Source organism: Limnohabitans sp. (genome assembly GCF_046052765.1).
In the GTDB taxonomy this organism is placed as follows: domain Bacteria; phylum Pseudomonadota; class Gammaproteobacteria; order Burkholderiales; family Burkholderiaceae_C; genus Limnohabitans.
This window is the reverse complement of the sequence record NZ_JAVLFQ010000090.1, coordinates 14,236-38,956: the sequence shown is the minus strand read 5'-3', so window position 1 is coordinate 38,956 and position 24,721 is coordinate 14,236. Positions and strand designations below refer to the sequence as shown.

At 46.9% G+C, this 24,721-nt stretch carries 21 protein-coding genes and 1 tRNA gene; 16 read left to right on the top strand and 6 right to left on the bottom strand.

What is annotated here, in order from left to right; translation table 11 throughout:
* Nucleotides 1-11 precede the first annotated feature (11 nt).
* From AC9UG7_RS12745 to AC9UG7_RS12730, 4 genes are read left to right on the top strand one after another with little or no spacing between them, the layout of a single operon-like run.
* Complete coding sequence (locus AC9UG7_RS12745; protein WP_509588444.1) at nt 12-860, top strand: phosphoenolpyruvate hydrolase family protein; 849 nt, start codon at nt 12-14, stop codon at nt 858-860.
* Nucleotides 861-905: 45 nt separating this feature from the next.
* Nucleotides 906-2,597 (top strand): flotillin family protein, encoded by a 1,692-nt coding sequence (locus tag AC9UG7_RS12740; protein ID WP_509588441.1) that lies wholly within the window; start codon nt 906-908, stop codon nt 2,595-2,597.
* 4 nt (nt 2,598-2,601) lie between these two features.
* Nucleotides 2,602-3,045, top strand: a complete 444-nt coding sequence (locus AC9UG7_RS12735; protein WP_509588439.1) for an SRPBCC family protein — start codon at nt 2,602-2,604, stop codon at nt 3,043-3,045.
* The gene (locus tag AC9UG7_RS12730; RefSeq protein ID WP_509588437.1) at nt 3,045-4,523 is read left to right on the top strand and encodes an SRPBCC family protein; all 1,479 of its coding nucleotides are present in this window, start codon (nt 3,045-3,047) and stop codon (nt 4,521-4,523) included. The genes AC9UG7_RS12735 and AC9UG7_RS12730 overlap by 1 nt, the downstream gene beginning before the upstream one ends.
* A 25-nt stretch (nt 4,524-4,548) precedes the next feature.
* On the opposite strand, the gene AC9UG7_RS12725 is transcribed toward AC9UG7_RS12730, so the two are convergent.
* Entirely contained in the window at nt 4,549-5,268 is a 720-nt protein-coding gene (locus AC9UG7_RS12725; RefSeq protein ID WP_509588435.1) for a GNAT family N-acetyltransferase, read from the bottom strand.
* 78 nt (nt 5,269-5,346) lie between these two features.
* On the opposite strand from AC9UG7_RS12725, the gene AC9UG7_RS12720 reads away from it, so the two are divergent.
* Together AC9UG7_RS12720 and AC9UG7_RS12715 are read left to right on the top strand one after the other, a co-directional pair.
* The gene (locus AC9UG7_RS12720) at nt 5,347-6,102 is read left to right on the top strand and encodes a lysophospholipid acyltransferase family protein (RefSeq protein ID WP_509588433.1); all 756 of its coding nucleotides are present in this window, start codon (nt 5,347-5,349) and stop codon (nt 6,100-6,102) included.
* 4 nt (nt 6,103-6,106) lie between these two features.
* On the top strand, nt 6,107-6,910 hold the full coding sequence (locus AC9UG7_RS12715; RefSeq protein WP_509588430.1) for a sterol desaturase family protein: 804 nt from the start codon (nt 6,107-6,109) through the stop codon (nt 6,908-6,910).
* A 118-nt stretch (nt 6,911-7,028) separates the two neighbouring features.
* Here the strand turns inward: AC9UG7_RS12715 and AC9UG7_RS12710 are convergent.
* Nucleotides 7,029-7,119 (bottom strand) — tRNA-Ser (locus tag AC9UG7_RS12710).
* 83 nt (nt 7,120-7,202) lie between these two features.
* Here AC9UG7_RS12710 and AC9UG7_RS12705 point away from each other — a divergent pair.
* From AC9UG7_RS12705 to AC9UG7_RS12675, 7 genes are read left to right on the top strand one after another with little or no spacing between them, the layout of a single operon-like run.
* Complete coding sequence (locus AC9UG7_RS12705; protein ID WP_509588427.1) at nt 7,203-9,488, top strand: Orn/Lys/Arg family decarboxylase; 2,286 nt, start codon at nt 7,203-7,205, stop codon at nt 9,486-9,488.
* Nucleotides 9,489-9,504: 16 nt separating this feature from the next.
* Nucleotides 9,505-11,685, top strand: coding sequence for a methylmalonyl-CoA mutase (gene scpA / locus AC9UG7_RS12700; protein ID WP_509588425.1), 2,181 nt, complete (start codon nt 9,505-9,507; stop codon nt 11,683-11,685).
* 21 nt (nt 11,686-11,706) lie between these two features.
* Nucleotides 11,707-12,714 carry a methylmalonyl Co-A mutase-associated GTPase MeaB gene (gene meaB / locus AC9UG7_RS12695; RefSeq protein WP_509588423.1) on the top strand — a complete coding sequence of 336 codons (1,008 nt, stop codon included), beginning with the start codon at nt 11,707-11,709 and terminating at the stop codon, nt 12,712-12,714.
* A gap of 30 nt (nt 12,715-12,744) precedes the next feature.
* Complete coding sequence (locus AC9UG7_RS12690) at nt 12,745-14,277, top strand: acyl-CoA carboxylase subunit beta (protein ID WP_509588421.1); 1,533 nt, start codon at nt 12,745-12,747, stop codon at nt 14,275-14,277.
* 20 nt (nt 14,278-14,297) lie between these two features.
* Nucleotides 14,298-14,426 (top strand): hypothetical protein, encoded by a 129-nt coding sequence (locus AC9UG7_RS12685; protein WP_509588420.1) that lies wholly within the window; start codon nt 14,298-14,300, stop codon nt 14,424-14,426.
* Complete coding sequence (locus tag AC9UG7_RS12680; protein WP_509588417.1) at nt 14,419-16,464, top strand: acetyl-CoA carboxylase biotin carboxylase subunit; 2,046 nt, start codon at nt 14,419-14,421, stop codon at nt 16,462-16,464. Before AC9UG7_RS12685 ends, AC9UG7_RS12680 begins: the two co-directional genes overlap by 8 nt.
* The gene (locus AC9UG7_RS12675; RefSeq protein ID WP_509588415.1) at nt 16,461-16,943 is read left to right on the top strand and encodes a VOC family protein; all 483 of its coding nucleotides are present in this window, start codon (nt 16,461-16,463) and stop codon (nt 16,941-16,943) included. The genes AC9UG7_RS12680 and AC9UG7_RS12675 overlap by 4 nt, the downstream gene beginning before the upstream one ends.
* Nucleotides 16,944-16,969: 26 nt before the next feature.
* Here the strand turns inward: AC9UG7_RS12675 and AC9UG7_RS12670 are convergent, their stop codons facing one another.
* Nucleotides 16,970-17,560 carry an RnfABCDGE type electron transport complex subunit B gene (locus AC9UG7_RS12670; protein ID WP_509588413.1) on the bottom strand — a complete coding sequence of 197 codons (591 nt, stop codon included), beginning with the start codon at nt 17,558-17,560 and terminating at the stop codon, nt 16,970-16,972.
* A gap of 5 nt (nt 17,561-17,565) precedes the next feature.
* Nucleotides 17,566-18,912, bottom strand: a complete 1,347-nt coding sequence (locus tag AC9UG7_RS12665; protein WP_509588410.1) for a polyhydroxyalkanoate depolymerase — start codon at nt 18,910-18,912, stop codon at nt 17,566-17,568.
* Between the two features lie 134 nt (nt 18,913-19,046).
* Here AC9UG7_RS12665 and ygiD point away from each other — a divergent pair, with 134 nt between their 5' ends.
* A complete protein-coding gene (ygiD, locus tag AC9UG7_RS12660; RefSeq protein ID WP_509588408.1) occupies nt 19,047-19,901 on the top strand; it encodes a 4,5-DOPA-extradiol-dioxygenase in 855 nt (284 codons plus the stop codon).
* A gap of 50 nt (nt 19,902-19,951) precedes the next feature.
* Here ygiD and AC9UG7_RS12655 read toward each other — a convergent pair whose 3' ends face one another.
* Both AC9UG7_RS12655 and AC9UG7_RS12650 read right to left on the bottom strand, forming a co-directional pair.
* Nucleotides 19,952-20,656, bottom strand: a complete 705-nt coding sequence (locus AC9UG7_RS12655) for a haloacid dehalogenase type II (RefSeq protein ID WP_509588406.1) — start codon at nt 20,654-20,656, stop codon at nt 19,952-19,954.
* A 9-nt stretch (nt 20,657-20,665) separates the two neighbouring features.
* On the bottom strand, nt 20,666-21,865 hold the full coding sequence (locus tag AC9UG7_RS12650; protein ID WP_509588403.1) for an amino acid aminotransferase: 1,200 nt from the start codon (nt 21,863-21,865) through the stop codon (nt 20,666-20,668).
* Nucleotides 21,866-22,017: 152 nt separating this feature from the next.
* Here AC9UG7_RS12650 and uvrB point away from each other — a divergent pair, with 152 nt between their 5' ends.
* Both uvrB and iscR read left to right on the top strand, forming a co-directional pair.
* Nucleotides 22,018-24,090 carry an excinuclease ABC subunit UvrB gene (gene uvrB, locus AC9UG7_RS12645; RefSeq protein WP_509588664.1) on the top strand — a complete coding sequence of 691 codons (2,073 nt, stop codon included), beginning with the start codon at nt 22,018-22,020 and terminating at the stop codon, nt 24,088-24,090.
* Nucleotides 24,091-24,183: 93 nt separating this feature from the next.
* Nucleotides 24,184-24,720, top strand: coding sequence for a Fe-S cluster assembly transcriptional regulator IscR (gene iscR / locus AC9UG7_RS12640; protein WP_509588401.1), 537 nt, complete (start codon nt 24,184-24,186; stop codon nt 24,718-24,720).
* Nucleotide 24,721 lies beyond the last annotated feature (1 nt).

Genomic DNA, 24,721 nt, shown 5'->3' with positions numbered 1-24,721 from the left:
TGAGAAAGAACATGTCCCGCATAGATAAAGCAACTATTCTTCAGGCATTGAACGTCAAAGTAGCGAATGGTCAACCGATCATTGGCGGTGGGGCGGGTACTGGTTTGTCAGCCAAATGCGAAGAAGCTGGTGGTATTGATTTGATTGTTATTTATAACTCTGGCCGCTATCGCATGGCAGGCCGAGGTTCGTTGGCTGGACTTCTAGCCTATGGAAACGCAAACGATATTGTTTGCGATATGGCGAAAGAGGTTTTGCCAGTGGTCAAACATACCCCTGTACTGGCAGGTGTCAACGGGACTGACCCTTTCATGATCACCGATCATTTGCTACAAAAATTAATCAAATTAGGATTTTCTGGTATACAAAATTTTCCTACTGTCGGATTAATAGATGGCGTTTTTCGAGCCAATTTAGAAGAAACCGGTATGGGCTACGGTCTTGAAATTGATTTGATTAAAAAAGCTCATAAGCTTGATTTATTAACAACACCATATGTATTTAATGCTGAGCAGGCTACCGATATGGCTCATGCTGGAGCAGATATTGTCGTTTGTCACATGGGTTTAACAACCGGTGGAAATATAGGCGCTTCTACAGCGCTAAAGCTTTTAGATTGTGTGCAACCTATCCAAGAGATGTGTGAAGCTGCGTTGCGAATCAAATCTAATGTATTGCTTCTGTGTCATGGGGGGCCGATCGCAACACCCCAAGATGCGCAATGGATATTGTCGCAATGTCCACAACTGCATGGTTTCTATGGAGCGAGTTCGATGGAGCGACTGCCAACTGAAGTTGCGCTCACCCAAACTACGCGTGAATTTGTACAAATGAAAAAAAGCGATTCAACCACTGGTTGAGTCAAAGAAGTGTGTTGGTAGTTAATTTAAGCTGGAGAAAATTCCATGACTGGCTCTCAATTTGGTGAATTTCTACTCGGACTGATTGTTGTTGCAATCGTAGTTGCTGTGGTGGTCTGGTTATTGCACTGGTTGTATTTGCGAAGCAGCAAAGAGCGAGCTTTTGTCCGTACAGGCTTTGGCGGAGAAAAAGTTGTTGTTGATGGAGGAGCATTTGTTCTGCCAATTCTCCATGACGTGATTCCAGTCAATATGAATACATTGAGACTTGAAGTCGTTCGTGGTAAAGATAAATCATTGATCACTAAAGATCGGATGAGAGTTGATGTCATAGCTGAGTTTTACGTTCGTGTTGCTGCTGATTCAATTTCTGTCGCAGCGGCTGCGCAAACATTAGGCCTAAGAACGCTTGAACCTGAAAGACTTAAAGAGTTGATTGAAGGTAAATTTATTGATGCCCTCAGAACTGCAGCTGCTGATATGACAATGGAGGAGCTACATGAAAAACGTGGCGCTTATGTTCGACGGGTGAGAGAAGCGGTTGCTGAAGATTTGACGAAAAATGGTCTCGAATTGGAAGCTGCATCATTGACTCAACTTGATCAGACCAGCATGGAATATTTCAATCCAAGCAATGCTTTCGATGCAGAAGGTTTAACTCGTTTAACTGAACAAATTGAGCGAAGAAAAAAACAGCGTAATGATGTTGAGCAAGATACCATGATTGCAATTCGCAATAAAAATTTAGAAGCTGAAAAATTATCCCTCCAAATAGACAAGGAAAGTGAATTTGCGCGTATTGAGCAAACCCAAGATGTGGAATTTGCCCGTGCGCGACAACGATCTGAATTACGAACCGAGCAAGCTGAGAGAGAGCGTGAATCAGAAAGCGCCCAAATTTTGGCTAGGCAATCTATTGAAAGTGCTCGAATTCATTCTGATCAGACGATTGAACAAGAACGTATCCGCAAAGAGCAAGCACTTCAAGCCATTGAGATTGAGCGCCGTAAGTCCCTTGAACTGGCAGAACAACAGCGTGCGATTGCCATTGCCCTTGAGAGCAAGCACCACAGCGAAGCTCAAGCCCAAGCCGATACTGCTCGAGCTCTTGCTGTATCGGCTGAAGAAAAAGTATTCACTGCGCGTGAAGTTGAAATTGCTAATCGACGCAAAGAAATAGAACTGATTGCCACTCAACAAGATATTGAGCGCGAAACAATGCGAATTGTTCAAACAGCTGAGGCAGAAAATACGGCCAGTACAAGTCGTGGACTGGCCATACGGGCACAAGCTGAAGCTGAAGCAGATGCAGACAAAATCCGCTCTATTGCCCAAAAAATCCGTGCCGAAGTGGAAGCTGAGGCACTATCTCTGATGAATCATGCTCACAATACTTTATCAACTGAAGCCAGGGCATCGGCTTTGCGTATGCGCTTGGTAGAAAAAGCTGAAGCAATTATTCGCGAATCTGTTCGTCCTATGGAGCGGATAGAAGGCATCAAAATCATGCATGTAGATGGTTTGGGTGGCAGTAGCGGTCACGGCAGTGACGGAAACGGACAAGCTGGATTTGCTGATGGTATTGTGAATTCAGCGTTGCGTTTCAGAGCGCAAGCACCAATCGTGGATCAATTGCTTAAAGAAATAGGGCTAGAAGGTGGTGATATTCAACGCTTGGTTTCTGGTGTTTCTGGAGCCAATGCAGGCATGAGCGATACACCTGCGATCAAGGAATAAGTTTGTGATTCAAGTTTATACATCGAGTGTGATTGATACGACAGCCGAAGCTGTATGGCTTCGTGTACGCGATTTCAATGCGCTACCTATTTGGCATCCAAGTATTGCGGATAGTCGCATTGAAAATAATCAACCTTCAGATCGTATAGGTTGTGTTCGTTATTTCCATTTGCGCGATGGAGGATTAATACGAGAGCGTCTTTTGGCTTTATCTGACTATGATTTCACTTGCAGCTACAGTATTCTTGAAAGTCCAATGGGGGTTGAAAATTACGTAGCCACATTGAAGCTAACTCCAGTAACCGATGGTGGACGTTGCTTTGCAGAATGGAGTGCGGAATTTGACTGCGTACCCAGTCGGGAAAGTGAATTGTCCCAATTGATTGGACAAGGTGTATTTCAAGTTGGATTTGATGCGCTAAAGCGTTATTTTGCCAGTCGACGTTGATGGGCTTACAGCGAGTCGTTCGTTCCAGCATTATTGATGCACCCATAGATCGGGTCTGGTCAATTCTTCGAGACTTTAACAGTCACGATCAATGGCACAGTGTGGTCGCACAAAGTGAAATAGAGGACAACCAACACTCTGATCGAGTAGGCTGTGTTCGTAATTTCACACTAGCTGATGGTAATCATATTCGTGAAATGTTGATCAGCCTTTCCGATAAAGACTACATCAGTACCTATACGATCATAGATGCAACAGTTCCGTTGATTCGTTATGTAGCCACAGTCAGCTTAAAGCCTGTTACTGATGGGAATAGAACATTTTGGCATTGGGCCTCAAGCTTTGAGGCACCACCTGGTATGGAAACCCAGTTACGCGACATGGTAGCTCATGGCGTTTACGAAGCAGGTTTTTCTAATTTAAAAAGTTTTCTCTCCTCAGGACAACTTCATAATCGATCTGTTGAAACGAATAAACAAGCCTCAGCTACAGGTCTGTCAATTCAAGCCAATGCTATTCGTATCAGAGATTACGGACTACCTACAGTGATGCAATACGAAGCAGTCACAGTACCACCACCAGCATTTGGTGAAATACGCATCAGACAAACTGCTGTAGGTGTGAATTATCTAGATATTTATCTTCGCAAAGGTTGGATCCCGGATTTTTTACCATTGCCCGGAACTCCCGGTATGGAAGCCGCAGGTGAGGTCATTGATGTCGGCCCAGGCGTCACAAGCTTGCTGCCTGGTGACAGGATTGTGTATATGTCTCCAGTACCAGGTTCATACACCACAGTTCGTAATGTCTCAGTATCTAGTACAACTCGAATTCCACCAGGAATTTCTGATCAAGTAGCTGCTGCTTTATTGTTAAAAGGTGTTACCGCAGATTACTTGATTCGTGACCTTGGTCATGTCAAAAAAAACACTCGTCTTTTGGTACACGCTGCAGCAGGTGGCGTTGGCCAGTTGATATGCGCTTGGGCAAATAGTTTAGGTGCTCTTGTTATTGGAACTGTTTCAACGCAGGAAAAAGCAAAAATTGCAAGAGAGCATGGGTGTCATCATGTTGTCGTCAGCAAAAATTACCAATTTAGCGATGCAGTTCATTCCATTTGCCAAGGGGCTGACGTTATCATTGATGGACTTGGTGAAGAGGCACGTGAAGAAAATTTTGCTGCTTTGGCAAAATGCGGACATTGGATCAGTCTTGGACAAGCCACAGGATCTATCAACGAAATATCTCCTCATTGGTTGGTACAAAAATCATTAAGCTTTTCACGTCCGGTTGTATTTGATTACGTGTCGACTCAAGAATTATTGGACGAGCGTGCACAGCGTATTTGGAAAGCATATTTTGATGGTGTATTGAAAAATCCAGCATATGAAGAATTTGAATTACAAGATGCCTATCTAGCGCATGAAAAATTAGAGGCTAGACTTTCAACGGGTTCATTATTGTTAAAAATTCGATAAAGCTATAAATTGAATTGAAAATAAATTATCTTAAAAATCTTTTGACATATTTTGAATTCATATCAGTCATCTTTAAGATGGTTAAATAATCTACAGTATTAAACAATGGATCGACACCTGGTTCACTGCAAATAGAGGCACCTACATTCAAATATCCTTTGAGAATAGCTGGGATAGACATATCGTTGTGAGCAAGGTTTTCTGATAATTGAATAGGGTGTTTAGATTTAATTTTTATTTTGTTAGAAAACCGATTCATAGCTATCAATTGCTGATGAACATTGGATGCCAACAAGCCACCATCAGCAAGAGAAATACTTGAGCAACCCATGATGTATTGATGGCTTGAGTTCAGAATAAACTTGTATATTTCTTTCCAAAGCAAAAGTATCGTGTAGCCATTTCTGAATTGTTTATCGATGCAAGATCTGTCAATTTCGACAATCTGATCCCTTAGGTGATGGATAGGACTCAAATCAAATAATGAGTCACAGTACATACTGCCTATTTTCTTTGCGGCAGCTGGAGTGATTAGTCTGTAAGTCCCGACTATGCTGTTTTCTGTCGTTTCTCTGACTACCAAATGATCACAGACTTGATCAAAATCATCAATATCCATGTCATGAAAATTATCTGTAAAAGTAATAGAAAACTCTTCGACAAATACTTTGAAGCGAAAGCGTTGTACATCTTCAATAACCCTCGGGTCTTTTGTCCACTCGATGTTAAGCAGTTTAGAATTCATCTTCTCGAATAAGTTACTGTTAGTTCACTGAAAGTAACTGCAATAAATAATTGAAATAATTTTTTGATAAATGGTGTGATGAAAAAATTTTTAAAGCTCTTTATTTTTTGGTTGAAAATTTTCTCATTGATTGTTGAAGCAGCCATAGTTAGTAGATTGTTCTTTTTTTTATTATCAGCAAATTGGAAAAAAATATATATTCAAAAATGGTCAGACAAGGTACTGAAATCTTTTGGCGTTACTATAGATTTGGTGAACCCTGAAAATCTATCAATCCAGGGAGGGTTTAGTTTGGTATCCAATCACATTTCTTGGATTGACATACAAGTTCTGGAATCAATTATACATTGTAGATTCATTTCAACCTCTGAGGTTTTTAGTTGGCCACTCATTGGCAAAATGGCAGAAGCTGCCGGTTCTCTTTTCATTGATTTACATAATCCTAGAACAGGCACAAAAAAAATAGTTGACCAAATGGTGCCCTTGCTTAGGGGTGGAGAAGCTATTTGTTTTTTCCCCGAAGCCACTTCAACAGATGGAGCGGAAATATTACCTTTTAAAGCCAACTTGTTTCAGTCTTCAATTTTGGCTAATACACCTGTAGTACCAGTAGCAATAAGATATCTTGATAAATACAATCAGGTTTCAAGTGCGCCTGCTTTTTTTGGCGATATGACGTTGATTGAATGCATGAAAAATATCTTTGAACATGCACCATTGATTGCAGAGGTCACAGTACTGCCTGCTGCTCCTGAATTTTCAAATAAAAAAGAAATTTCAGAATATTGTTATATTCAAATTACTAATTCTTTATCAATTAAAAACTTAAATTAAAAATATGGATTATATAAATCAAATTTTTTCCGAAGATGCGCTAATAAGAGTATGTATATTTATTTTATTAGGCTTGACATTTTGGTTAATCTCTCAATATTTTCCCATGGAAGAATATTCAAATCTTAAAATCACCTATCTTGATTATTCGCTTATTTTTTCTGCATTAATATTTTCCGGATTATTTGAATTGTTTTTAACACCAGTAATTAAATATGTATTTATAAGCTTCACAGATTTTCACCTTGCACTTCATCGAGCAGTAGACCACTGGGGATGGTGGTTCCAAATCCCTGCTTATTTGATAGTCACTGATTTTTTAGGATACTGCTTTCATCGTCTGATGCACACCAAGACCTTTTGGCGTGTTCATGCTTTTCATCACTCCATTCAATCCTTGAATTGGGTTGCTGGAGTTCGCGGTTCACCTGTGCATATATTGATGGTGATTCTCCCTGGTATGCTGACATCTTCTATTTTCCTTTTGTCTGATCAGCCTTGGGTGTTTTATACGGTTGTCGTCATTGACATATGCAGTCAACACTTAACGCATTCAAATGTTTATTTACCTTATGCCAATAAATTGGAAGCTTTTCTGGTAACTCCACGCATGCATTTTGTGCACCATCATATTGATGAGCGTTATGGAAGCAGTAATTTTGGATTTTATTTTTCTATCTGGGATCATTTGTTCGGAACCTATGTCAATGCCCAGAACGTAGCTGTCAAAGGTCAACTTGGCCTTACTAATAAATATTCAACTTCTTCGTTGTTTTGGGGTGTAAATTTAAAAGAAAATAATCAATAAACGAAAAGCGACTATTTAGTCATGAATCAAACACAAACTTGTGGGTATTTTAAGAAAATACTTAAGTTGCTCGTAAAGGTTCATGAAAGGGGTTTATGAATCAGTAAGTAAGGTGCATTGGCGGAGAGGGCGGGATTCGAACCCGCGGAGGGCTATTAACCCTCACACGCTTTCCAGGCGTGCGACTTAAACCGCTCATCCACCTCTCCTAATTTTCTAATTGTATCAGTCGGCATGGAGGGTACACTTTATTGTTTTACATCAATGCTCAAATCCAGGGCTGGAGCTGTTAATGAAATTTCGCTTTCCTATCGTCATCATTGATGAAGATTTTCGATCTGAAAATACGTCAGGATTGGGTATACGCGCCCTAGCCCAAGCCATAGAAGGTGAGGGATATGAAGTCATGGGCGTCACCAGCTATGGTGATTTGAGTCAATTCGCTCAGCAACAGTCTCGTGCAAGTGCTTTTATTTTGTCCATTGATGATGAGGAGTTCACGCCCGGCCCTGATTTGGATCCCGCTGTGTTGAACCTGCGCAGTTTTATTGACGAGGTACGACGGAAAAATGCAGATGTACCCATTTATGTTTATGGTGAGACCAAGACCTCGCGTCATTTGCCCAATGACATATTGCGCGAATTGCATGGATTCATTCATATGTTTGAAGACACGCCTGAATTCGTCGCGCGTCACATTATCCGTGAAGCCAAAAGTTATCTTGAAGGTGTTCAGCCACCGTTTTTCAAAGCTTTACTTGATTATGCTGAAGACGGTTCTTATTCGTGGCACTGTCCAGGTCATTCGGGCGGCGTTGCGTTTTTAAAAAGTCCAGTGGGACAAATGTTTCACCAGTTTTTTGGTGAGAATATGTTGCGGGCTGACGTTTGCAATGCGGTGGAAGAACTCGGTCAGTTGCTGGATCACGATGGCGCCATAGGTGAAAGTGAGCGTAATGCTGCGCGTATTTTTAACGCTGACCATTGCTTCTTTGTCACCAACGGCACAAGTACTTCTAACAAAATTGTTTGGCATCACGCAGTAGCTCCCGGCGATGTTGTGGTTGTCGATCGCAATTGTCACAAATCGGTTTTGCATGCCATCATCATGACCGGTGCCATACCGGTTTTTCTCAAGCCAACCAGAAATCATTTCGGCATCATTGGGCCTATTCCTAAAAGTGAATTTGAACCTGAGGCCATCAAAGCAAAGATCAAAGCCAATCCATTACTCAAAGGCCAAGATGCTAAATTGATCAAGCCTAAAGTCATGACATTGACTCAATCTACCTATGATGGTGTTTTGTACAACACTGAAGCCATCAAGGACATGCTTGACGGCTATATACCCAATCTTCATTTTGATGAAGCGTGGCTACCTCATGCGGCTTTCCATCCTTTCTACGGCACCTTTCACGCCATGGGAAAAAAGCGTATGCGACCCAAAGAAGCCATGGTGTATTCCACCCAATCGGTGCATAAATTGCTTGCAGGTATCAGCCAAGCTAGCCATGTATTGGTCCAAGACTCACAGAAAAACAAACTCGATCGGCATTTATTTAACGAAGCGTATTTGATGCACACCAGTACCAGTCCGCAATACAGCATCATTGCCAGTTGTGACGTGGCCGCGGCCATGATGGAGCCACCCGGTGGCACTGCATTGGTTGAAGAAAGCATTGCTGAAGCTTTGGATTTCCGTCGCGCCATGCGCAAAGTGGACGCGGAATACGGTAAGGACTGGTGGTTTAAGGTGTGGGGTCCTGATAACTTGGTGGAAGACGGTGTTGGCAGAGCTGACGACTGGGTGATCAAGGCAGAGAAAAAAGGGCGTATCAAAAAAACCGATGCACCTAACTGGCATGGCTTTGGAGATCTTGCAGATGGGTTCAATATGCTTGACCCAATCAAGGCAACGATTGTCACGCCGGGTTTGCGCTTGGACGGTAAGTTTGATGACGTAGGTATTCCAGCCAGCATCGTGACCAAGTTTCTGGCTGAGCATGGGGTTATTGTTGAAAAAACTGGGCTCTACAGTTTTTTTATTATGTTTACTATCGGAATCACCAAAGGCCGATGGAATTCATTGCTGACTGCGTTGCAGCAGTTCAAGGACGACTACGACCGCAATCAACCCATGTGGCGCATCCTGCCTGAATTTTGTCAAAAACACCCTAAATATGAACGCATGGGTTTACGCGATTTGTGTCACTACATTCATACGCTATATGCCAAGTATGATATTGCGCGGTTGACAACAGAGATGTACTTGAGTGATTTGAAGCCAGCGATGAAACCAAGCGATGCATATTCACAAATTGCACATCGCAATACCGAGAGAGTACCCATTGACCATTTACTCGGGCGCATCACGACCAGTCTGGTAACGCCTTACCCGCCCGGCATTCCGTTATTGATTCCTGGCGAAGTTTTTAATAAGAAGATCATTGATTATTTAAAATTCGCGCGTGAATTCAATTTGAAATGCCCAGGGTTTGAAACTGATATTCATGGCCTGGTTGAAGAAAAAGATGAACACGGCGTTACCCATTACTTTGCAGATTGCGTGAAACTTTAATTCTTGTTGAATGTCCATGAGTATTGATAAAAAAACTTTCGCTAAGTACAGTATTTCCGATTGGGAGAAGGCCGCTGCTAAGTCTGCCCCTGGTGGGGACTTGAATAAACTGAACTGGTTGACGCCAGACGGCATCACTGTCAAACCTTTATATACCGCGCAGGACACAGCATCGCTTTCTTATACCGATACTTTGCCGGGTTTTGCACCTTTTTTACGTGGACCGCAAGCCAGCATGTATGCGGTGCGTCCATGGACCATCCGGCAATATGCTGGTTTCTCTACGGCGGAAGAGTCCAATGCTTTTTACCGTAAAGCATTGGCTGCGGGTGGGCAAGGTGTGTCTGTAGCTTTTGATTTGGCAACACACCGTGGCTATGACTCAGATCATCCGCGTGTGACTGGTGATGTCGGCAAAGCCGGGGTGGCTATTGACTCTGTCGAAGACATGAAAATTTTGTTTGATCAGATACCCTTGGACAAAGTGTCTGTATCGATGACTATGAATGGGGCAGTGTTGCCAGTGCTTGCCGGCTATGTAGTGGCTGCTGAAGAGCAGGGCGTGTCGCAAGATCAACTCAGTGGCACCATCCAAAATGACATTCTCAAAGAATTCATGGTGCGCAACACCTACATATATCCGCCCGAGCCGAGTATGCGTATTGTCGGAGACATCATTGCGTACACAGCTGTGCATATGCCTAAATTCAATTCCATCAGCATCAGCGGCTATCACATGCAAGAGGCGGGTGCTAACCAAGCATTGGAACTTGCGTTGACCTTGGCTGATGGTCAGGAATATGTGCGTACCGCTATGAATCAAGGGTTGGACGTTGACGCGTTTGCGCCTCGCTTGTCTTTCTTTTGGGCCATAGGCATGAACTTCTATTTGGAAGTTGCCAAAATGCGTGCAGCGCGACTGCTATGGTGTCGCATCATGCAAGAAGCTGGTGCCCAAAATCCCAAGAGCTTGATGCTTAGGACCCATTGCCAAACATCAGGCTGGTCACTGACCGAACAAGATCCTTACAACAATATAGTGCGCACCACTATCGAAGCCATGGCGGCAGTGTTTGGTGGTACACAAAGTTTGCATACCAACAGCTTTGATGAAGCTATTGCGTTGCCGACTGAATTTTCTTCACGCATTGCACGCAATACCCAACTGATTATTCAGGAAGAAACCCACATCACGAATGTGATTGATCCATGGGCAGGCAGTTACATGATGGAAAAGCTGACTCAGGATATGGCTGATGAGGCTTGGAAAATCATTGAAGAAGTCAACCACATGGGCGGCATGACCAAGGCTGTGGGTTCTGGGTGGGCAAAACTGAAAATTGAAGCTGCTGCTGCTGATAAACAAGCGCGAATTGACTCTGGCCAAGATGTGATTGTGGGTGTCAACAAATACAAACTGTCTACCGAGGATACCGTCGAGGTAAGGGACATTGATAATGTCAAGGTACGCGATTCGCAAATCAAGAGACTTCACCATATCAGGCAATCTCGAGACAACGCCGCTGTGACCAACGCATTGGAAGCGTTGACACAGGCCGCACAAAATGGCGGTTCTAACCTGCTGGACTTGTCGATCAAGGCAGTGCGTTTACGCGCCACCGTGGGGGAAATCAGTGATGCATTAGAAAAAGTGTTTGGCCGTCACCGTGCTGATACTCACAAAATCAGTGGCGTGTATGCAGCTGCATACGATGGTGGTGCGCATGAAGGAGACACCATGGCCTATTGGGACGCATTGAAAACAGATATTGCCTTGTTTGCACAAAAGCAGGGAAGGCGTCCGCGGGTCATGATTTCCAAGCTGGGTCAAGATGGCCATGACCGTGGAGCCAAAGTAGTAGCCACCGCTTTTGCTGATCTAGGATATGACGTGGACATTGGGCCGTTGTTTCAAACCCCTGAAGAATGTGCAAGACAGGCTATTGAAAACGATGTGCATGCAGTAGGGGTTTCTACGTTGGCAGCTGGCCATAAAACATTGGTGCCTGCAATCATTGCTGAACTCAAAAAACAAGGTGCGGATGACATCATTGTGTTTGTTGGAGGTGTTATTCCACGTCAGGATTACGACTTTCTTTACCAAGCTGGCGTGAAGGGCATATACGGTCCTGGCACCCCCATTCCAGTGAGTGCCAGAGATGTGCTGGAACAAATCAATAAGGCACTGGCCGGCTAAAGCCGATCATCGGTATTTTTGATGGCTTCCCATACCAACGTCTTGCTTGCTGACATATTGGGTTCTGACAACTTGACCCAAAGACGTGCCATGGCTAAAGCTATTACATTGCTTGAATCCACCAGAGTTGATCACCGCGAACAAGCAGACGACTTACTCACACAATTGTTGCCGTTCTCTGGAAAGAGTTTACGTATCGGATTAAGCGGTGTACCAGGTGTGGGAAAAAGCACATTGATTGAAAACTTGGGTTTGTGGTTAATTGAACAAGGCCACAAAGTAGCAGTCTTGGCTATAGATCCTTCTTCCAGTGTGTCGGGTGGTTCTATTTTGGGTGATAAAACCCGCATGGAGCATTTGTCCGTTCATGCCAGCGCATTTATTCGTCCCAGTCCAAGCAGTGGCAACTTGGGTGGTGTTGCTGAAAAAACCCGTGAGTGCATGTTGGTGTGTGAAGCTGCGGGATATGACATTGTGATCGTTGAAACGGTTGGCGTGGGTCAGAGCGAGACTGCTGTTGCTGGCATGACAGATATGTTTGTGCTGATGCAATTACCGAATGCAGGGGATGATTTGCAAGCGATCAAAAAAGGTGTGATGGAACTGGCAGATTTGATAATTATCAATAAGACAGATATCGATGAAGACGCAGCATCACGCGCGCAATCATTCATTCAAAGCGCGTTGCATTTATTGGGGCATCACCCAAGTGAGGCAACACCACGTTGGCAGGCGCAGGTGATGCGGTTAAGCGCTTTGAATGGCAGTGGCTTGGTTGAATTATGGGACAAGGTGATGAAGTTCAAAACCGTTCAAACTGACAGCGGTCTATGGATCAGTCACCGTCAAACTCAGGCACTGACTTGGATGAACGAGCGTATACAGTCAGGATTGAAAGATGCTTTCACACAGCATGCAAGTGTGTCTGCTGTACTGTCACAAATGCAGCAGGAAGTATTGGCCGGTCGGATCGCTGCCTCTACAGCTGCCCGACAATTGCTATCTTTGGCATCGCGGCCTGTTACTTGAAGCTAAATAGAAAACCAAAGAGGATTTGATATGCAGGAAATCATTCATCAGCTGGAAGAAAAACGCGCAGCTGCTCGCCTGGGTGGAGGCGAAAAACGAATTGCTGCTCAGCACAGCAAAGGCAAGTTGACCGCACGTGAACGCTTGGAAGTGTTGTTGGACGAAGGCACCTTTGAAGAATGGGATATGTTTGTCGAGCACCGTTGTACCGACTTCGGTATGCAAGACAGCAAGATACCTGGTGATGGCGTAGTTACCGGTTACGGCATGATTAACGGTCGACTTGTGTTTGTCTACAGCCAGGACTTCACGGTTTACGGTGGGGCGTTGTCAGAGACTCATGCCGAAAAAATCTGCAAAATCATGGATCAGGCCATGAAAGTCGGCGCCCCGGTGATTGGTTTGAACGATTCAGGCGGCGCCCGTATCCAAGAGGGCGTGGCATCTCTTGGCGGATATGCTGAAGTGTTTCAGCGCAATGTAATGGCCAGCGGTGTAGTGCCCCAGATCAGCATGATCATGGGGCCTTCTGCAGGGGGTGCGGTTTATTCACCTGCATTGACGGATTTCATCTTCATGGTCAAGGACAGCTCATACATGTTTGTCACTGGTCCTGACGTAGTAAAAACTGTCACTCATGAAGAGGTGAGCGCAGAAGAGTTAGGTGGCGCTACAACGCACACCACCAAAAGCGGTGTTGCCGATCTGGCTTTTAGCAATGATGTTGAAGCCTTGTTGATGTTGCGCCGTTTGTACAACTACCTACCGTTAAATAATCGGGAAAAACCACCTGTCCGTCCCAGTGGTGACCCAACAGAACGCATGGACCTGAGTTTGGATACGTTGGTGCCAGACAACCCCAACATGCCATACGACATGAAAGAGTTGATTCTGAAGACTGTGGATGATGGTGACTTTTTTGAACTGCAACCCGAATATGCAAAAAACATATTGATTGGTTTTGCTCGCATGGCCGGTCAAACAGTCGGCATCGTGGCTAATCAACCTTTGGTATTGGCTGGGTGCTTGGATATCAAGAGTTCCATCAAGGCCGGTCGTTTTGTCCGTTTCTGCGATGCCTTCAATATTCCTGTACTTACCTTTGTGGATGTACCCGGATTCATGCCAGGTACTTCGCAAGAGTTTGGTGGCATCATCAAGCATGGTGCCAAATTGCTTTACGCATATGCTGAATGCACAGTACCCAAAATTACCGTTATCACACGCAAGGCCTACGGCGGTGCTTATGACGTGATGGCGTCCAAACACTTGCGCGGCGACGTCAACTTTGCTTGGCCGCACGCAGAAATCGCTGTCATGGGTGCCAAGGGTGCGGTGGAAATCATCTTTCGCGAGGATAAAGGCGATCCAGAAAAACTCGCAGCCAAGGAAGCCGAATACAAAGCCCGATTTGCCAATCCATTTGTCGCAGGTGCGCGAGGTTTTATAGATGACGTCATTCTTCCCAGTGAGACACGCAAGCGCATTTGCCGCTCGTTGGTGATGTTGAAAGATAAAAAAATTGAGAATCCGTGGCGTAAGCACGGCAATATTCCGCTGTGATGATTGCGCTGGAGAAAACTATGTTTGACAAAATACTGATTGCTAATCGAGGTGACCAGCCGCAAAGCGGCGCAGCAGCGCAGTTAAATTGCATGGTGCGCGTAGCGCACGCAGGCGATTTCAGCTCGATGGAGATGACCCATGTTTAACAAAATACTGATTGCTAATCGAGGTGAAATCGCCTGCCGTGTCATCGCAACTGCTAGACGCATGGGAATTGCCACTGTCGCTGTTTACTCTGAAGCAGATCGCAACGCGCGATTTGTGGCACTGGCAGATGAAGCGGTACACATTGGTCCTGCTGCCAGTCGCGAAAGCTATTTGGTCGCAGACAAAATCATTGCTGCCGCCAAACAAACCGGTGCGCAGGCTATCCATCCTGGATACGGGTTTTTGAGTGAAAACGAAGAGTTTGCGCGTCGCTGTGAAGAACAGGGCATTGTTTTCATTGGGCCAAAACACGAAGCAATTGCTGCCATGGGCGACAAAATTGCGTCCAAGAAACTGGCCGCACTCGCCAAGGTCAATACCATTCCCGGTGTGAACGAAGCCATAGAAACGCCTGAAAAAGCGGTGGACATCGCCAAGGGCATAGGCTATCCGGTCATGATCAAAGCGTCTGCCGGTGGCGGCGGTAAAGGTCTGCGTGTGGCCTATAACGACAAGGAAGCGCACGAAGGATTCACATCTTGTAGAAATGAAGCGCGAAACAGTTTCGGTGATGACCGAGTGTTTATAGAAAAATTTGTTGAAGAGCCGCGTCATATAGAAATCCAGTTACTCGGGGACGCTCACGGTAACGTGGTTTTTTTGAATGAACGTGAATGCTCCATTCAGCGGCGTCATCAGAAAGTGATTGAAGAAGCGCCTTCGCCCTTCATTAGCGATGAAACGCGTGCCGCCATGGGTGCACAAGCCGTGGCTTTAGCCAAGGCAGTGAAATACCAAAGCGCGGGTACGGTCGAGTTTGTTGTCGGTAAAGATCAGAGTTTTTATTTTCTCGAGATGAACACCCGTTTGCAGGTGGAACATCCAGTGACTGAATGTATTACCGGCTTGGACTTGGTCGAGTGGATGATTCGCGTCGCTGCCGGTGAAAAACTGCCGTTTGCACAAACCGATATTCAGCGTAATGGGTGGGCCATTGAATGCCGCATCAACGCCGAAGACCCATTTAGAAATTTCTTGCCTTCCACGGGTCGCTTGATTCGTTTCCAGCCGCCTGAACAAACCATGGTGCAGGCCGATATCTCCAAGTTGCTGGGCGTTCGGGTCGACACTGGCGTGCAAGAGGGCGGTGAAATATCCATGCATTACGATTCGATGATTGCCAAACTCATCGTACATGGCCGTGACCGCAATGATGCCATTCAGAAAATGCGCGAAGCGTTGAACGGCTTTGTGATCAGAGGCATTAGCTCTAATATCCCTTTTCAAGCTGCTTTACTGGCCCATCCAGATTTTGTCAGCGGTAACTTCAACACTGGTTTTATCGCCGAACATTTCGGTAAAGGGTTTCATGCTGAAGATGTGCCGCACACTGACCCCGATTTTTTGGTGGCATTGGCAGCTTTTGTCCGTCGTAAATCACGTGAGCGTGCCGCTTCGCTCAGCGGGCAATTGCCCGGTTATGACGTGAAAGTAGGACAGAAATATGCGGTCATCACACTTGATGTTAAAGGTGATCATCAGTACAGCGATGTTGAAGTTGACGACGCTGGCGGACGCGGTACCGCTGTCATCAAAGTCAACGGCAAGAATTACGCCATTCACAGCACATCGCGTTTAAATGATATTGCAATTGAAGGCACGGTGAATGGTCAACCCTTCACTGCGCAGGTTGAACGCGGTTCAGCCAAAAATCCATTGGTCTTGCAAGTACAACATCACGGATGCCGTATAGATGCGTTGGTCGTGTCGCCACGTATGGCCGAGTTATACCGTCTAATGCCATTCAAAGCACCGCCGGACCTGAGTCGATTCGTGTTGTCCCCTATGCCTGGCTTGCTGGTAGATGTGGCAGTCACCGTCGGTCAAAAAGTACAAGCTGGGGAACGAGTCGCGGTCATCGAAGCCATGAAGATGGAGAACATATTGTTCGCGACGCAAGATGGAGTGGTAAAGAATGTGATGGCTGTCAAGGGAGAGTCCTTGACAGTAGATCAAGTGATTGTGGAATTCGCATGAGCAGACCGTTTCAAGTCTTAGGCATACAACAAATTGCCATCGGAGCAAGTGATAAAAAGGTTTTGCAAAAACTCTGGATTGATCTGTTCGGCTTGCAAATCACAGGTCAATTCACTTCCGAGCGTGAGAATGTGGATGAAGACATTTGTGCCATCGGCAGCGGACCATTCAAAGTGGAAGTAGATTTGATGCAACCTTTGGACCCAGATAAAAAACCGGCCGTGCACTCGACACCGTTAAATCACATCGGATTGTGGATAGATAAACTGCCTGAGGCTGTGCAATGGTTAAGCGCAAAGGGATTGCGTTTTGCACCCGGCGGCATCCGTAAGGGAGCTGCTGGTTTTGATATTTGTTTTGTACATCCAAAGGGTAACGAAGAATTCCCGCTCAGCGGTGAAGGCGTTTTGATTGAACTGGTGCAAGCGCCACCCGAGGTGGTCAAGTCGTTTGCAGCGCTGGCTTCGAACGCCTATTGAGTTCTGTCCTTAATGACTGCGCTAGCCTAATCTGAAATACTGGTTTGCTTCTTGGCGCGTGCCAGTGCAGCTTGTACTCTGCTTTGTTTATGTTGTTCAGACAATGGCTCAGGTGCTGAGGGCAGGGCCGACAAGCGTTGTTGCCGTTCTTCATATCGCTGTCTTGCTCTTTGAGCTGCGTCGGCAGACCAAGCATCCCAACCGGTGGCTTGTCCGCTGATATTTTCCAGCACTATGCAATCAACCGGGCAGACCGGTAAGCAGAGTTCACAACCCGTACATTCAGCCTCAATGACGGTGTGCATCAGTTTATGCGTGCCCACGATGGCATCCACCGGGCAGGCTTCAATGCACAAGGTGCAGCCGATACACCAATTCTCATCAATCCAGACAATATTCCGCGGTGATTCGTTGCCGTTGTCAGGGTTCAGCGCAACTAAAGCTTGTCCTGTGATAGCGGCCAGTCTTTTAATACCTTGTAAACCGCCAGGCGGACACTGGTTGATCGCAGCCTCACCCTTAGCGATGGCATTTGCATAGGCTGCGCAATCAGGGTAACCACAACGTGTGCACTGCGTTTGCGGCAAAACTTCCAGAATGCGGCCCGCCAGATTCACTGCATTTAGGCCGTCGCTCGGCGACGACTGCTCGTCGTAGAAGTATTTGTTTTACTCACGGTTTTTTTAGTGGCCACTTTTTTTGTTTTGGGATGGTGTGCTTGAATGAAAGCCACGACTTCCGGGTACACCAATTCGCGCCAGCGGCGACCGCTGAAGATGCCGTAATGACCAGCGCCTTTGACCTCGTAGTGATGTTTGTCACTTGCTGGAATGCCAGTGCACAACTTCAATGCGGCTTTGGTTTGCCCAGAGCCGGAGATGTCGTCAAGCTCACCTTCAACAGTCAACAAGCCGCAGCCAGTGATGTCCTGCGGGCGCACACGTTCAATATCGCCGTTTTCTGAGCGAACATCCCATGTACCTCGTACAAGTTTGAAGTCTTGAAATACCGTCGCAATGGTTTCCAAATAGTAATCTGCATCCATGTCTAAGACTGCGTTGTACTCGTCATAAAACTGACGATGCTGATCAGCGCTGGCATCGTCACCTTTGATCAGATCTTTGAAATAGTCGTAATGGCTATTCATATGGCGATCGGGGTTCATGGCTACAAACCCTGTGTGCTGTAAAAAGCCCGGATAAACACGACGTCCTGCGCCTGGAAAGTTGGTAGGTACCCGATAAATCACATTGTTTTCAAACCAGTGGTAGCTCTTGTTCATCGCCAGATTGTTTACTGCAGTTGGTGATTTGGTGGCATCAATCGGACCGCCCATCATCGTCATGCTGAGGGGCAGGGCTTCACCTCTGCTCGCCATTAATGAAACCGCGGCAAGCACTGGAACTGTAGGTTGACACACACTGATCACGTGGCAATGACCTTGAGTGGATTGGATATGGCGTATGAATTCCTGCACATAGTTGATGTAATCATCTAAATGAAATTCGCCTTCGCTCAAGGGAACCAAGCGAGCATTTTTCCAATCAGTGATGTAAACATTGTGGTCCTTGAGTAATTGGCGCACAGTGTCTCTCAGCAAAGTTGCATAGTGACCTGATAAGGGTGCAACCACAAGAACGGCTGGCATATTCTGAAGGCTTTGAAGTGTCTCAACGTTGTCGCTGAATCGCTTGAAGCGCAGCAGTTCACAAAATGGTTTGCTGACTTCGACATGCTCTTGAACCGCGACATCTGAACCGTGAATATGTACAGTTTGAATACCGAAGGCAGGTTTGACATAGTCTTTGCCTAACCTGTACATCAAGTCATAAGAGGCTGAAACGCGCTGCACCATGGGATTTTGTACAAATGGAGACACCGGGTTGGACAGCATCTTGGAGGACGCTTGAGCAAATTCGGCAAAGGGTTCCATCATCGCCCGTTGGGCTTCATAGAATTGGTAAAGCATGGCTGACACCTCACTATGTGTTTGTTGCAGTGCAATATACCAGTTGAAACATGTTTTTGGCTGACACCCTGGTAACTTTGCAATTTTATTGTAGGTATACAGTCGCAAAATACATAAAACCGTGGAGTTATTGATTGAATCAACAAGTTTTTTTAAAAAATACGGAGTCTTTGACCGAAAAACCATTACCCGTCATGTTTGTTGGTCATGGCAGTCCGATGAATGCCATCGAGGACAATGCTTTTCGCCGTCATTGGGTGCAAATCGGTGCTCAGTTTGGCCCCACGCAACGTTGGCCTGCACCTAAGCTGATTTTGTGCATATCAGCGCATTGGTTGACACAGGGTTGGCACATCACGGCTGATGAGAAACCTAAAACTATTCACGACTTTGGCGGATTTCCGCAGGCTTTGTTCGATCAGCAATATCCAGCGCCTGGCGACCCACATGCCGCGCAAGCAATAGCGCACATATTGAGCCCGTTACCGGATGGCGCCAACCTGACTTTAAGCAGTGATTGGGGATTGGACCACGGCGCCTGGTCGGTGCTTAAACCTATGTTTCCAAAGGCGCAAATACCTGTGATGCAACTCAGCATGGATTATTCGCGTCCTATCGAAGACCACTTTGCTATCGGAAGCCAATTACAAGCATTGCGCCGACAAGGTGTGTTGATTGTTGCCAGCGGCAATACGGTACACAATCTTCGTGCAATACAAATGCAAATGGGCAGCGAAGAGGCACTGGATTGGGCGCGCAGTTTCGATGAATGGGTAGCGCAGCGAATTTCAGCAGGGGAGCGTAAAGCCTTGATCGCTTTTAAAGATCGTGGACAAGAGGCTGCTCATGCACACCCAAGTTATGAGCATTTTCTGCCCTTACTCTACGCGGCTGGCGCTGCCACTGAAGAAGACACTGTGAGTTATTTCAACACCAGCTTTCAGCTTGGCTCGATTGCCATGCGCTCGGTAATCTGGGACCGGGCTTGAAATGATTATTGAGTGAAGTAGAAAAAGTGAGCCAGTGAAAGAAAAAAGGCTCAAGCACAACCCAGTTGCGTTGCCAGATCCAGCAGATCTCTGGCGGAAAAGTCCATTGGAATTTTTGCCACAGACTCACCCAGACCTGGCCCGTGCTCATCGGGTCTGGCAATGAATGCAGTTTTCAGCCCTGCGCGAGCAGCTGCGACCAAATCGTCTGAGTGCGCCGCCACCATCATGGTTTCTTCGGGTAAAAACCCAAGTGCGGCCGCCGAGGCTTGGTAGACGATCGCTTGTGGTTTGTATTCGTGAGCGATTTCAGCTCCCGTGATCGCGTCCCAGTGCCAGCGATTGTGGCGTGCCAAGTTGACCATCAAACTGATATGGCCATTGGAGCAGGGCGCGAGCACAAATTGTTGACGCAGCTGCATTAAGCCTTGTTGGACTTCCGCCCATTGGTCCAACCGGTGCCAGCCGAGGTTCAGCTTTTGACGGGTGGCTTCGTCCACTTGTTGCCAGCCTAGGCGCTCAAGCACAGTATCCAAATTGCCTCTGTGCAATTCGTCCAGCTTGCAAAAGCCGCGTTGGCCGCTGCGTACTTTTTCCATAGCCGGCTGGTACTCGTTTCGCCAGTTGTCAGCGAACGCATGCCAATCGGTTGTCAATCCTAAGGGCGACAAAAGCCTTTGGGATTCCTTAGCAATGCTCGTGCGCCAATCAACCAAGGTACCGAACACATCAAAAACCAGCGCTTTGATAGCCATTTTGAAAACCTATTTCAAAACGCTTGCAATGGCTTTGCAAACGTGAGCGATGTTTTGACTGTTCAAGGCAGCCACGCACATACGTCCTGTGTCGGTGCCATAGACACCAAACTCTGATCGCAAACGCAGCATGTGATCCTTGCTCAAACCCGAATAACTGAACATGCCGATCTGACGAGTGATGAAGCTCATGTCTTCATTGATGCCTGCAGCCTTTAAACCGTCGACCAGGCTTTGGCGCATGGTTTTGATGCGAACCCGCATTTCACCGAGTTCTTTCTCCCACAGTAGGCGCAACTCAGGGCTTTGCAGCACGGCTGCAACCACCGCGCCGCCATGTGTCGGCGGGTTGGAATAATTGGTACGAATAACGATTTTGAGTTGCGATAAGACCCGTGCAGCTTCGTCGGCAGATTGGCACAGAACAGACAGGGCGCCGACACGTTCGCCATACAGACTGAAGCTCTTGGAAAACGACGTAGCAACCAAAAAGTTGAGGCCAGCTTTCACAAATTTTTCTATCACTGCGCCGTCCTCGGCAATGCCATAGCCAAATCCTTGGTAGGCCATGTCAAGAAACGCTGTCAGTTGGCGTGCTTTAACGGATTCAACCACCTTGTCCCATTGCTCAGAGGTGATGTCATAACCGGTCGGGTTGTGGCAGCAAGCGTGCAGCACGATGATGGTGCCAGGGGCGGCAGCATTCAGACTGTCAAGCATGCCTTGAAAATTGACGCCGCGCGTGGCCGCATCATAGTAAGCATAAGTCTCTACCTTAAAACCAGCTGAAGAAAATAAAGCGCGGTGGTTTTCCCAGCTTGGGTCGCTAATAAGCACGCCGGCTGATGGATTGAGCTTTTTTAAGAAATCCGCACCGATTTTCAAACCACCGGTGCCGCCAAGGGCCTGCACGGTGGCGACACGGTTTGATTTGACTGCCTCTGAGTCAGCACCGAACACCAAACCTTTGACAGCGGTGTCATAAGCCGCTATGCCATCGATTGGTAAATAGCCGCGGGCAGTGGGCTTGGCCATCATGGCGTGCTCTGCTTTTTGAACACATTCCAACAGTGGCAGTTTTCCTTGGTCATTGAAGTACACACCTACGCCAAGGTTGACCTTGACAGGGGCGGTATCGGCTGCAAATTGTTCATTCAAGCCCAGAATCGGGTCGCGGGGTGCCATTTCTACGGCGGAAAAAAGAGACATCGTCAGTCCTTGAGGGGAGGGAAAAAAGCAGAGATGAGATCAAACAGCTCAGACTGCGTTAGGCTTAGCGGTTTGGCAACGATTTTAGCGGTTCGCATGTGCGAGCTGGATCGTCCTTTCAAAGCATAGACATGAGCAGTCCCTTATTCAGTATGGATGAAACCGCCGAGAGCGCTGCGGCACTCGCTGGCGAATGGAAAACCTATCCCGGTTCACCTTATGAGTTGTTCCAGCCCTACCCGCCGGCGGGTGATCAGCCTGTTGCCATTGGCAAACTTGTCGAAGGCATGCACGACGGCGAAATGTTCCAAACACTGCTTGGTGTGACAGGTTCGGGCAAAACCTTCACTATGGCCAATGTGATTGCACAAATGGGCCGCCCGGCCATCATTTACGCGCCTAACAAAACCCTGGCGGCACAGCTTTATAGCGAGTTTCGCGAGTTCTTTCCTAAAAATGCCGTTGAATATTTCGTTAGCTACTACGACTATTACCAGCCAGAGGCCTATGTGCCGCAGCGCGATCTTTTTATTGAAAAAGACAGTGCGATCAATGAACATATTGAACAAATGCGGTTGTCTTGCACCAAAAGTTTGCTAGAGCGCAGAGATGTCATCATCGTGGCTACGGTGTCGGCGATTTACGGTATCGGCGAGCCTGAGAGTTATCACCGAATGGTGATGACTTTGCGTATCGGTGACAAGCCGGGTCAGCGCGACATTATTTCGCAATTGGTGCGCATGCAATACGAACGCAACGACATGGATTTCTCACGCGGGTGCTTTCGTGTGCGCGGTGACACCATCGACGTCTTCCCTGCGGAACACAGCGAACTGGCGATACGCATTGAATTATTTGACGATGAAATCGAAAGCCTGCAGTTGCTTGATCCTCTTACCGGACGCGTGATTCAAAAAATCCCGCGCTTCACCGTGTATCCCTCAAGCCACTACGTCACCCCGCGCGACAAAGTACTTGCTGCCGTAGAAACCATCAAACTTGAATTGGGTGATCGACTCAAGGAGTTGGTCGGCATGGGCAAACTGGTGGAAGCACAGCGATTGGAGCAACGCACACGCTTTGATTTGGAAATGCTTAGCGAAATCGGTCATTGCAAAGGCATTGAAAACTACACCAGGCATTTATCAGGCGCCGCGGTGGGAGAGCCGCCCAGCACATTGACCGACTATTTGCCCAAAGATGCCATCATGTTTTTCGACGAAAGCCATGTGCTGATGGGCCAGTTCTCGGGTATGTACAACGGCGACCGCGCCCGCAAAACTACCCTGGTGGAATATGGTTTTCGGCTTCCGAGCGCATTGGATAACCGACCGCTCAAACTTGAAGAATTTGAGCGGCGCATGCGACAACTGGTGTTTGTATCGGCCACTCCCTCCGACTATGAGAAAACGCACTCTGGCCAAGTGGTGGAACAAGTGGTTCGACCGACCGGGTTGGTGGACCCTCAAGTCGAAGTACGCGCGGCCACCCACCAAGTCGATGATGTTTTACAAGAAATCCGTATACGTTCGGAGAAAAGCGAACGTGTGCTGATCACTACCTTGACCAAACGCATGGCAGAACAACTGACCGATTATTTGAGCGACAACGGCGTAAAAGTACGTTACTTGCACAGTGACATAGACACCGTTGAACGCGTGGAAATACTGCGCGATTTGCGACTGGGAGTTTTCGATGTGCTGGTCGGCATCAATTTGCTACGAGAAGGTTTGGACCTGCCGGAAGTCTCTCTGGTGGCCATTTTGGATGCGGACAAGGAAGGTTTTTTACGCTCTGAACGCAGCTTGATTCAAACCATCGGGCGTGCGGCACGAAACTTGGAAGGGCGGGCGATTTTGTACGCCGACCGCGTCACGGATTCCATGGCACGCGCGATTGGCGAAACCGAGCGGCGCCGCAACAAGCAAATAGCCTTTAATTTGGAAAACGGCATCACGCCGCGCGGTGTGGTCAAACGCATTCGCGATTTGATCGACGGGGTTTATAGCGACAAATCTGACAAAGAGTCCATGCGCATGGAGCTAGAGCAAGCACGCTTGCAGGACATGAGCGAAAAAGACGTTGCCAAAGAAATCAAGCGCATGGAAAAGCAGATGATGGAACACGCGCGTAACCTAGAGTTCGAGCAGGCCGCAGCAACCAGGGACCAATTGGGTCGATTACGCGCCTTGACCTTTGGCGCCACACCCCAAGATAGGCTTTAGCCACAAGGATTTAGGGCTATTACCCGACTAAATTGTTAGGCTATGTGCTATAGTTGACTAATCCAGTCGACAAAGCACCTTTCAGGAGTTTCTATGCGTCTCACAACCAAAGGCCGTTTCGCCGTCACCGCTATGATTGATTTGGCATTGCGCCAAAACAATGGACCGGTCACCCTGGCTGCCATCAGCCAGCGCCAGCAGATTTCACTCTCCTACCTCGAGCAATTGTTCGGCAAATTGCGTCGCCACAATCTGGTCGAATCAACTCGAGGTCCCGGTGGCGGTTACACGCTGGGGCGCAAAGCCTCAGACATTTCAGTGGCTGACATCATTTTGTCTGTGGATGAGCCTATCGATGCCACCCATTGTGCAGGCAAGGAAAATTGCTTAGGCGAAACCGGCCGCTGCATGACTCATGAACTTTGGACTTCTCTCAACCAGCGCATGATCGATTTCCTGAATTCGGTCAATCTGCAAAAACTGGTAGATGATCAGCTCGCCAAAGGTTTGCAAATTGAAGATAAGCCCATGATGAAGCGTGCCATCACAACTGCACCAGTGGTCAAGCCTATCCGCGTCAATGCGCCTAACTCTGTCTTTGCTTTGGGCAATGCATTTATCAAAGGTTGAT